The following is a 9,981-nucleotide window of genomic DNA, read 5'->3' as shown; positions in this document are numbered from 1 at the left end:
GTTGATATTGAGCCGATTTTTTTATTAAAAATGACTTGTCCCAGCACCGGATTCATACACGCCTTGCGCGTACCGCCAGAAATGCGATCGGCCCGCGAGGCAATTCGCTGGGTAAATTGGGGAATCGATCCAGAGCAATTTTCAGTAGAAACTTGAAATAAAGGTGTATAATCTATAAAAAATGCAGATTATTTTCCAATAAAGCAATCTGCGATCGCAAATCAGTACCTTTGAGTGTTATGAATATATCGCTCACTACACAACAGGAAAAGTTTATTCAATCGCAACTTCAGACAGGGAATTACTCGTCTGCCGATGAGGTGATAGGTGAAGCACTACGACTGTTAGAAGAACATCATCGCCAATTGGGTGAAAAGCAGATTGAAGAACTCCGTCATAAAATCGCTAGCGGAACTGAACAAATCGCTAAGGGACAACTAACCGATGGTGAAGTTGTTTTTGCTAGACTGCGGGAGAAAATTAACCAAATATCTGAGTCTCAGGCATGAATAGTTACTCCTTTTCAGATGATGCTATCCAAGACTGTCGTCGTGAATTAGAGAAATTTTTCTCTAATTATGAAGGAAGCGGTTGATGGGGACAACTCCTAGCAGCAAAATCAAAGCCAAAGTCTGGGTAGTGGAAAAGGGCAAAATCCGTTCTCATTCAGATTATCTTGCCACAGAAGAACCGTTAGAAATTCGTTTGGTTGCTAATGGAGTTCGCCGGACTGTAGCTGTCACGATGCGAACCCCAGGTAATGATTTTGAATTAGCTACTGGTTTTCTCTACAGCGAGGGAGTTATTCACAAACGCGAAGATATTCGTCGCATTACTCATTGTGTCGATCGCCAAATAGATATCGAAAATCGCTATAATATTGTCAACGTGGAACTTGCCGCCGACGAATTGCCGAATTTGACAAGTTTAGAGCGACATTTTTATACGACAAGCGCCTGTGGAGTTTGCGGAAAAGCTAGTTTAGAAGGATTGCGATCGCGCAATTTCTCCACCATCACAACCAAACAAAAAGTAACACCAGAAATCCTTTACAGCCTCCCCGAAAAACTTCGCGCCTCCCAAGGAATCTTTGCCGCTACAGGTGGATTGCACGCCGCCGGATTATTCAACATCGAAGGCGAATTATTGACTGTGCGCGAAGATGTCGGGCGTCACAACGCACTCGACAAACTAATAGGAACGGCTTTACTCGGTGACTATCTGCCATTACAGAATAACATTGTCACGGTCAGCGGGCGATCGAGCTTTGAAATCTTGCAAAAATGCCTTGCCGCTGGAGTGCCAATTGTCTGTGCAGTTTCCGCACCCAGCAGCTTAGCCGTAGCGCTAGCAGAAGAATTCGGGATAACTTTAATCGGCTTTTTGCGCGGCGAACGCTTTAACGTCTATGCAGGAGTCGAACGCATCCTCATATAGCAGCCGCGCAATTAAAACCATTGTTTGGGATAAGTTTTCCCTGCCACAAGATTATTGAAAAACACACTGCAAAGCACCAAAACGATCGAACCCGCAAGTACAGGCGTAAACAGAAATTCCCACTCCGCATGAGTCATAATTGCAACTAAAGCAACAGCCCCCGCAGGCGGATGCACAGTTCCAGTCAATTGCATCAAACCAATCGCAGTACCTACTGCAACTGCCATTACCCAAGGTTCCGTTCCCAAAAGATGCAAACAAACTAAGCTGACTAAGGCAGCTAAACAATTGCCGCCGATAATATTGCGCGGTTGCGCTAAAGGACTATCGGGTACTGCAAAAGCGAGTACGCTGGTAGCACCTAAAGGAGCCATAATTAAAGGGTAATGAGTGGCTACAGATAAGTAAGCCAATGCTGCAATACCAAAAAAACCGCCCATATAGGAAAACAGAATCTGTTGCCAAGGAAGTCCTACCCCAAAGGCTGAACTACTGCGATTTCTGAACCGAGATCTATTTTTTCTGCGATCGAGTTTTGGCAGGTAACTAGAGCCAATTGCTCCTCTGGGTAAATAACCTCTCATAAATTTGTTGAACAAGTAGACAACTGTTTTCCAAAAAATTGCCAATAAAAAACCTGCGACTCAGAGATGTACTCATGAGCCAAAAAAACTCCCACAGTTCTGGTGTCAAGCTTAAAGCTTTAGCAAAATCCAGTCTGTTAGGTCTGCTAAGAATTTGTACTTAGTCTAGAATACACCTTAATTATGAAAAAGTGTAGCTTTAACTACAGAATTTTTTTAGATTTAATTTTATCAGGTGCGTTAGATACAGCTGTAACGCACAATAAGCAGATAGGGTGCGTTAAACGGCGTTAGCGCACCCTAAAAAAAGATATGAGTTCAATCAATCGCTATTTTGACCGATCGCACCCATACTACTCCCAAGCGATCTGCCAAAAACGCTCTAATTAGAAATCGGCACATTCTTAATTGCGCCAGTCTCTGGAATAAAGATATCCAGAGTGTTCGCATTCGGTGGCACTTTTAACCAGACATAAGCATCTACCGACGCACCTGGGCGAATTTCAGATAAAGAGATAGTGCCAGTTGCATTTTGGCGGGGATTAACCGCTTTATAAGTTTCGCTGGTAACAGTATTGCGGGCAGTTGTTTCGCCCACAGGTATGAGATTATTTGCCGCTACTTTATCTGCGAGACGGCGAATTCGCATCTGCACATTTACCACATCCCGATTACCAGTTTGCGGATCGGCAATTCGCTTAGCCGAAAGCAATTCTACTTGCGCCTTTGTACCGAATGCTAATTGTTGAAACGCCCCAGATTGAAATTCTACAGTCACTGGAAGAGTAAGAGCAGCAGTGCTGGGAACTGTAGCTGCGACTTGCGGTGCAGGCGTTTTAGGAGATGGATTAACTGATGAATTGTTAATACCATTGCTTGCAGTTGTACTGGGAACGATAGTTATTTGCGGTGCTGGTGTTTGAGGAGATGAACTGACTGAGGAATTGTCGATCTTGTCAGTTACAGTCGCGTTTGGAGTGGCAGTTATTTGCGGTGCTGGCAATCTTGACTCACCAGTGATTGAATTAATATCGGAAATCAGCACATTTCTAAATGCACCTGTGTTTTTGACTAAAATATCAATTGTGTTGATACCTTGTGGCACTTTTAAGGCGACATAGCCATCAACAGGTTGTTCTTTGGACATATTAAACAGAAAAATAGGCCCGGACGATCGCTTCACAGAATCGACTGCTTGGTAAGTTTCACCAGTGATAGGATTGCGGGCACTTGTAGCGCCAACATTAATAGTTTCACTGCCTACAAAGCCCTTTGCCAGCCGATGAACGCGCAGCTGCACATTTACTTCGTCAGGCTTTCCCGGAACTCGCGTCACTGAGAGTAACTCTACTTGCGCTTTATTTTCTAAAGCAAGCTGCACATAAGGATTTTTTGGTACTTCGACGCTAGCAGACGGAGATGGGGAAGCCGCCGTTTCAGCGGATGGAGTAATTGCAGTCGTGCCTGTGTTAGTTTGTGGATTAAAAGGGTTACTCACCCGCCCCTCTTGCATCGATCGATAAAGCAAAAAGCCGCCCGCACCCAGCGCCAAAAGCGCCAGCACAGTCGCCACACCAGCCAAAAAGCTGTTTAAAATGCTACCGCGACGCTGGGGTTCTGCGGTTACTGGGCGTGGGTCACTTTCTCGATTGCGCGTTTTCATAGCAAAAGTAAAATCACGGGAATTTTATTATCGGTTTTGCCTATCAGTATATATTAGTAACCCAGGAGTTCCGGGAACCTCCCTCATAAGAGAGAATTTTATCTAGTATGCTTTTTTCTGAGGACTTACACAAAGCATCTCAATGTCGGGTCAATTCATGAATTGACCCTAAACTGAGATTCGCTGCGTAAGTTCTGTTTCTCAAAGATAAACTGAAGCGGGGAACACCCAGTAGCTGAAAATGCTTATGAATTTTAAAAGTTTTGCAGTCATTGGCAGATCGATCGCTTTAGGGGTGCTTGTTCTGAGTTGCCAGGTGTGGGTAAGACAATTGAGTGCAAAGGCGCAGTCACCGACACTTTCCAGTCGAGAAGCATTCGCGTCAAAGCAAGCAGTCAAACAACAAAGTTATGCTAGAAATATTTGCCCAGCACAGTTAGGTCAAGCTATTGATGCGATCGCCAACCGTCCCGAATACCGCCGCTATCGTTGGGGTATGCTAATTCAAACATTATCCTCATCCCAAATTCTCTACAGTCGCGACGCACAACAATACTTTACACCCGCTTCCAACGTCAAACTATTTACAACCGCAGTTGCTTTAAACCAGTTAGGTTCCCAGTTTCGCATTCGCACATCAGTTTATGGCAGCAATGGCGTTTTGCGCGTTGTCGGACGTGGCGATCCCAGTTTAACAGATGCACAGTTAAAAGATTTGGCTCAACAACTCAAACGTCAGGGAATTAGTCAAGTGCAGCAGTTAATTGTGCATGATGATTATTTTCAGGGGCCGATCGTTAATGTTAACTGGCAATGGGAAGATGTCGCATCAGATTATGGCGCACCTGTCAATAGTTTAATTTTAAATCAAAATGCGATCGAGATGACCTTATTACCGCAAAAATTGGGGCAACCTCTTAAATTTACCTGGAACGATCCCTTAAGCGCTTCCCAATGGCAAGTGGAAAATTTCTCAGTAACAGCTAAAAATGGTTCGGAAAGTACCGTTGCAGTAACAGGCGTCCTGGGTAAACCTGTTTTGCAAATCTGGGGCGAATTGGCAGCTAATTCCGAACCGGAACCTGTTGGTGTAGCTGTACGAGATCCGGCAGAAAACTTTTTGCGGCATTTTCAAACCGCTTTAGAATCAGAGGGAATTAGTATCGCCCAGACAATGCTTGCACCGAGTCAGAAAAGTGCAGATGAACCGGAATTAGCAGCAGTTGAATCTCCCCCACTATCGCAACTTTTAATAGATACCAATCAACCGAGTAATAATTTGTATGCCGAGGTTTTGCTGCGAACGATCGGCGCTATCAAAAAATCCGATATTCGCAATCAAAATACTGCTGAAATGGGATTAGAAGTACTAAAAAAAACTTTAACAGATTTGGGTGTAGAACCGGAAAGTTATGTTATCGAAGATGGTTCTGGATTATCTCGTCACAACTTAGTTAGTCCGTTAGCTTTGGTACAACTGCTCAAAGCAATGGCACAGTCACCCCAAGCAGAAATTTACCGCGCTTCTTTGCCAGTTGCTGGAGTTAGCGGCACTCTCAAAAATCGCTTTAAAAATACTGCTGCCCAAGGAATTGTGCTAGCCAAAACTGGTACATTGGGCGGTGTATCAACCCTGTCTGGATATGTTGATGTTCCCGGTTACGAAACGGTGATATTTAGTATTATGCTAAATCAGTACGATCGACCGGCGAAAAAGATGCGTCCGGCAATTGATGAAATTGTTTTGTTGCTGAGTCGTTTGCGTCGTTGTTAGGTAAAACATTCGGAGTTTTGGTTGAGGTACGAAACCACAATAAATACTACAAACAAATAGCATTCAGAAAGATTTATTGCTAATGAGAATTCCAAATGCTGATGGAGGATTTCGTCTAGACGTTTAGGATACAGTTGCATTAACATCGTCATCAAGTCATCGTAAGCTTGATGAGCGATCGCACTTTGATTAGCTAGGAAGGATGGCATAATTACAGTTTAGCCTATTATCTCTATCAATTGTGTAAAATCAACATCTTCTAAGGGATTCGGCAAACGGTTAATAAAATCTAGTGGCAGACTGCGATCGCTATTTACCAGAATTGCGCTAGCTTCTGTGGCAATTGGATCGGCGGGATATAATTTTAAAATGCGGCCTATAATTTTCTGCTCAAAAGCTCTTTGATTGCGATCGCCTTCAATATTAGGCTGTTTTTCCAGCACAGCGTAAAGCACTCGCAGATTGTCAGGCGCTAATTCCCTAGCACGTTCTAAAAAATAACCATCTAGTTCTTCAATTGTCGCACAGGAAACCCATTGCGCTAGTGAATGAGCTAAAAGCAGTAATTCAATTGGTACGCTACCTCGATTACAAAGTTCCCGAAGTGCCAGATAACCAGCATTTTCGATAGAAATTTGCTCTGCTAAAGCATCAAGCAGTATGGTAATTAAAACATCCTGGGATGCGCCACTTAGCTGCTCTATGTGTCCCTTTTCTTGGTCGATCGCATCTAAAACTTCTTTTACACTTGTAATCATGGCAATGCCCAATAATCTGAAATGCGAACTACTCCGCCTACTGTACCAACTCTATATACAATTTTGACACTATTGACGGTTACGATCTGAACTAGCGGTTTATTGGCAGATTTTAATTCCGGTAGCGTCACACCAGAAGCAAGCAACTGCTGAATGTCATCTACGATGCTGTCTTCTACAATATCAATTGTTCCAGCACGTTGGGGATTACTATCTGGGCCAGTTCGATGTTCTCTGTAGGCGTGTCCGGTATTAAACTGGTAGTCGATACCTGCATCGGTGGTGAATCGTTCTAGATTCGTACCAGTTCCTTTAGTGGTAAAGGTTCTCATTTAATAGACTCCTTTTCTGAATTTCAGTTTTAGTATCACCAAAATCAGAAAGAAGTTTGTTGGCATTTTCTTTACTAGCGCGATCGATCTTTTTTATTTAACCACAGAGGCGCTCTAGGACTCCGAAGAAGAGAAAGAGAGAAGGACGATCGCATTTTGGGTATTTTGGGAAAGTGCGATCGCTATTTAGGCAAAGTTAGCCACTTCCACTGGACGCTCAACCACCAAGCTTTTACGATTGAGTTTAATGCGCTCAATTTCGTGCAATGTTTCTGCCGTCAGGTAACTTTCACCACAATGAGGGCAACGCACTACTGGGATATTCTCTATCACCAACAAATCTTCACCTTTACCATAGGTTCTAGTAATTCGGCGGATACCCGCACCTTCGCTACCACAAATATCACACACCATTTTGAAATTCTCTTTTAGGGTACATATACAGTAATGATAATTGTTTGAATTCTCTTAGGATACCTTTAACTTGTGCCATTTTTATGAGGTTTTAGTCCATTAAATTTTACAATACTTACCTAAGCGTGACAATACTTAATCAATTTTCTAGGTACGTTGTTGCGCTTTAGCGCTAGCCTAGATTTAGCGCTAAAGCGCAACAACATACCTAAGCCCTGTTTTATTAAGCTATGTCAAAATTTCTGGTTAGCCAATATCAGGCAGAAGTAGAAAAAATTATTCAGTATGGCGGTTCTCGCAACGAAACCTCGATTCGGGTTGCTTTTCAAAACTTATTAAATGAATATTGCAAAAATAGAGAATTTCTGCTTATCCCTGAATTGGATTATAAAACCAGAAGCGGCAAGTTAGTCTATCCAGATGGCACGATTAAAGATGCTTTGCGGTTAGATTGGGGTTACTGGGAAAGTAAAGATGAATATGATGATTTAGATCTGGAAATTGAGAAAAAACTCAGTAAGGGATATCCTGATAGCAACATTTTATTTGAAGATTCCCAAACTGCTGTTTTGATTCAAAGTGGCGTGGAGACAATGCGCGTTTCTATGCGCGATGGGGAAGCTTTGGATCGCGCTATCAATGCTTTTATTAACTACGTTCGCCCGGAAGTTAAGGATTTTCGCCAAGCGATTGAAAGTTTTAAGGAAGATTTGTCTAGAATTTTGGATTCTCTGCGCGATACGATCGATCTTCAATCCGCAACTAATATTAATTTTCAAACCGCTAGAGATAAATTTTGGCAAATCTGCAAACAATCGATCAATCCAGAAATCACTTTACTGGATCTTCGAGAAATGATGATTCAGCATATCCTCACTGAGGATATTTTTATTAATATTTTCAATGAATCTCAGTTTCATCGCGAAAATAATATTGCCAGTCAGTTACAAGCGATAATCGATACCTTTTTTACGGGTAATGCGAGAAGGAATACTCTTAGCACGATCGAACATTATTATGCAGTGATTAGAAGAACTGCTGCTAATATCTACAATCACCAGGAAAAGCAGAAATTTTTGAAAGCTGTTTACGAAAATTTCTATAAAGCTTATAATCCTAAAGCCGCTGATAGATTGGGAATTGTCTATACGCCTAATGAAATTGTCCGCTTTATGATTGAAAGTGTCGATTATTTAGTGCATCGGCATTTTGGTAAATTGCTAGCCGATCAAGATGTGGAAATCTTAGATCCGGCTACCGGAACGGGCACGTTTGTTACTGAGTTAATCGAATATTTGCCTAAAGACAAGCTGGCTTATAAGTATAAGCATGAAATTCACTGCAATGAAATAGCTATTTTGCCTTATTATATCGCTAATTTGAATATTGAATTTACCTATAAGCAAAAGATGGGTGTCTATGAAGAGTTTGAAAATATTTGTTTTATGGATACGCTTGAACATACTTCTTTTGCGGGTAAGCAAGGTGATTTGTTTGCGCTGAATGTGGAGAACACGGAAAGAATTAAACGGCAAAATGACAGGACTATTTCTGTGATAATTGGCAATCCACCTTATAATGCAAATCAAGCTAATGAAAATGACAACAATAAAAATCGCAAGTATCCGGCAATAGATAGTTTGATTAAAAATAGTTACGTTAGGTATAGCACTGCCCAAAAAACAAAGCGTTATGATATGTATTCTCGCTTTTTTTGTTGGGCAACAGGTAGGTTGCATGAAAACGGCATTTTAGCTTTTATTACTAATTCATCTTTTATCCATTCAAAAGAAGCTGATGGATTTAGAAAAGTAGTCGCTGATGAATTTAGCGAAATTTATATCATTGATTTAGGTGGGGATGTAAGATCTAATCCTAAAATATCAGGAACTAAACATAATGTTTTTGGTATTCAAGCAGGTGTTGCTATAAGTTTGATGGTAAGGAAGAAGGATAGTAACAGCGTACCATGTAAGATATTTTACACTCGCAGATCGGAATTTGAGACAGCGGAGGATAAGCTGAAGTTTTTAGCAGGAATTAAATTAGATCGGGTTTCTTTTGAACATATTATACCCGATCAAAATAACAACTGGATAAATCTAGCCGTCAATGATTTCTACAGCTTACTCTCATTAGCTAATAAAGATACTAAACGGGCTAACAGTCAAAATGATGACAAAGCAGTATTTAAGCTATTTTCTTTTGGGGTTTCTACTAATAGAGATGAATGGGTATACGATCTTAGTTCCGATTTGCTTTCCCAAAAAATAGTATTTATGATTCAAGATTATAATCAAAAAATAGATCTAATAATCAAGAATAATACAAGTAATGATTTAAATTTAATTCTGAGCGATATAATAAAATGGAGTGAGTCTTTGAAGTCAAAAGTAAAAACTCACAAAAAAGCAATTTTCGCCCAAAAACATATTATTCAAGCTACCTATCGCCCTTTTGTGCAAAACTATTACTATGCTGACTTTATTTTTAGTGACAGGTTAACTTCCAGTCATACTCAATTATTTGGTTCAAACTTTCAACGAGAAAACTTAGTAATTTGTTTTACCGATCCGGGTTCACAAAAGCCTTTTATGACCCTTGCTGATAATAGAATACCTGATTTGCACTTAAATGGTGCTGCTTGCGGGACGCAATGCCTTCCCCTCTACCGCTACGACAAAGAAGAAAACCGCCACGACAACATCACCGACTGGGGATTAGAACAATTTCAAACTCATTACAAAGATCCCAATATCACCAAAGAAGATATCTTTCACTATACATACGCGGTACTTCACAATCCCGCCTATCGCCAAAAATACGAACTAAACCTAAAACGCGACTTCCCACGTTTGCCATTTTACGATAACTTCCAGCAATGGGTAAATTGGGGGAAAAAATTAATGGATTTACATATAAATTACGAAACAGTTGCACCCTATCCCCTCAAACGCATTGACTTACCCATTGAAAACAATCGCCTTACTCCCAAAGCAAAGTTAAAAGCAGACAAAGC

At 41.2% G+C, this 9,981-nt stretch carries 10 protein-coding genes; 4 read left to right on the top strand and 6 right to left on the bottom strand.

The genetic code is table 11. The features are described 5' to 3' along the window. Nucleotides 1-239 precede the first annotated feature (239 nt). Nucleotides 240-509: a type II toxin-antitoxin system ParD family antitoxin gene (locus tag H6S82_RS07815; protein WP_190471522.1), complete on the top strand. Its 270-nt coding sequence runs from the start codon at nucleotides 240-242 to the stop codon at nucleotides 507-509. Nucleotides 510-594: 85 nt separating this feature from the next. After that, entirely contained in the window at nucleotides 595-1,437 is an 843-nt protein-coding gene (fdhD, locus tag H6S82_RS07810; protein ID WP_190471519.1) for a formate dehydrogenase accessory sulfurtransferase FdhD, read from the top strand. Nucleotides 1,438-1,448: 11 nt separating this feature from the next. Here fdhD and H6S82_RS07805 read toward each other — a convergent pair whose 3' ends face one another. Together H6S82_RS07805 and H6S82_RS32680 are read right to left on the bottom strand one after the other, a co-directional pair. Then, the gene (locus H6S82_RS07805; RefSeq protein WP_242056853.1) at nucleotides 1,449-2,066 is read right to left on the bottom strand and encodes an HPP family protein; all 618 of its coding nucleotides are present in this window, start codon (nucleotides 2,064-2,066) and stop codon (nucleotides 1,449-1,451) included. Nucleotides 2,067-2,403: 337 nt separating this feature from the next. Continuing rightward, a complete protein-coding gene (locus H6S82_RS32680; RefSeq protein WP_199315509.1) occupies nucleotides 2,404-3,684 on the bottom strand; it encodes a hypothetical protein in 1,281 nt (426 codons plus the stop codon). Between the two features lie 247 nt (nucleotides 3,685-3,931). On the opposite strand from H6S82_RS32680, the gene dacB reads away from it, so the two are divergent. Continuing rightward, nucleotides 3,932-5,458, top strand: a complete 1,527-nt coding sequence (gene dacB, locus H6S82_RS07795) for a D-alanyl-D-alanine carboxypeptidase/D-alanyl-D-alanine-endopeptidase (protein WP_190471512.1) — start codon at nucleotides 3,932-3,934, stop codon at nucleotides 5,456-5,458. Here dacB and H6S82_RS07790 read toward each other — a convergent pair. From H6S82_RS07790 to H6S82_RS07775, 4 genes are all read right to left on the bottom strand, one after another. Further along, entirely contained in the window at nucleotides 5,455-5,667 is a 213-nt protein-coding gene (locus H6S82_RS07790; RefSeq protein ID WP_190471510.1) for a hypothetical protein, read from the bottom strand. The two genes, dacB and H6S82_RS07790, sit on opposite strands and share 4 nt — an antisense overlap. A gap of 9 nt (nucleotides 5,668-5,676) precedes the next feature. After that, entirely contained in the window at nucleotides 5,677-6,216 is a 540-nt protein-coding gene (locus H6S82_RS07785) for a hypothetical protein (RefSeq protein WP_190471508.1), read from the bottom strand. Beyond that, complete coding sequence (locus tag H6S82_RS07780) at nucleotides 6,213-6,548, bottom strand: hypothetical protein (protein WP_190471505.1); 336 nt, start codon at nucleotides 6,546-6,548, stop codon at nucleotides 6,213-6,215. The genes H6S82_RS07785 and H6S82_RS07780 overlap by 4 nt, the downstream gene beginning before the upstream one ends. Nucleotides 6,549-6,734: 186 nt before the next feature. Next, nucleotides 6,735-6,962 (bottom strand): type II toxin-antitoxin system MqsA family antitoxin, encoded by a 228-nt coding sequence (locus tag H6S82_RS07775; protein ID WP_190471502.1) that lies wholly within the window; start codon nucleotides 6,960-6,962, stop codon nucleotides 6,735-6,737. Between the two features lie 230 nt (nucleotides 6,963-7,192). Between H6S82_RS07775 and H6S82_RS07770 the strand changes: the two genes are divergently transcribed. Beyond that, nucleotides 7,193-9,981: type ISP restriction/modification enzyme (locus H6S82_RS07770; protein ID WP_191056127.1), on the top strand; the 2,789-nt coding region annotated here is incomplete at its 3' end.

It is taken from the genome of Planktothrix sp. FACHB-1355 (genome assembly GCF_014748295.1).
Taxonomy (GTDB): Bacteria; Cyanobacteriota; Cyanobacteriia; order Cyanobacteriales; family Aerosakkonemataceae; genus Aerosakkonema; species Aerosakkonema funiforme_A.
This window is presented reverse-complemented; position numbering and strand designations above follow the sequence as displayed.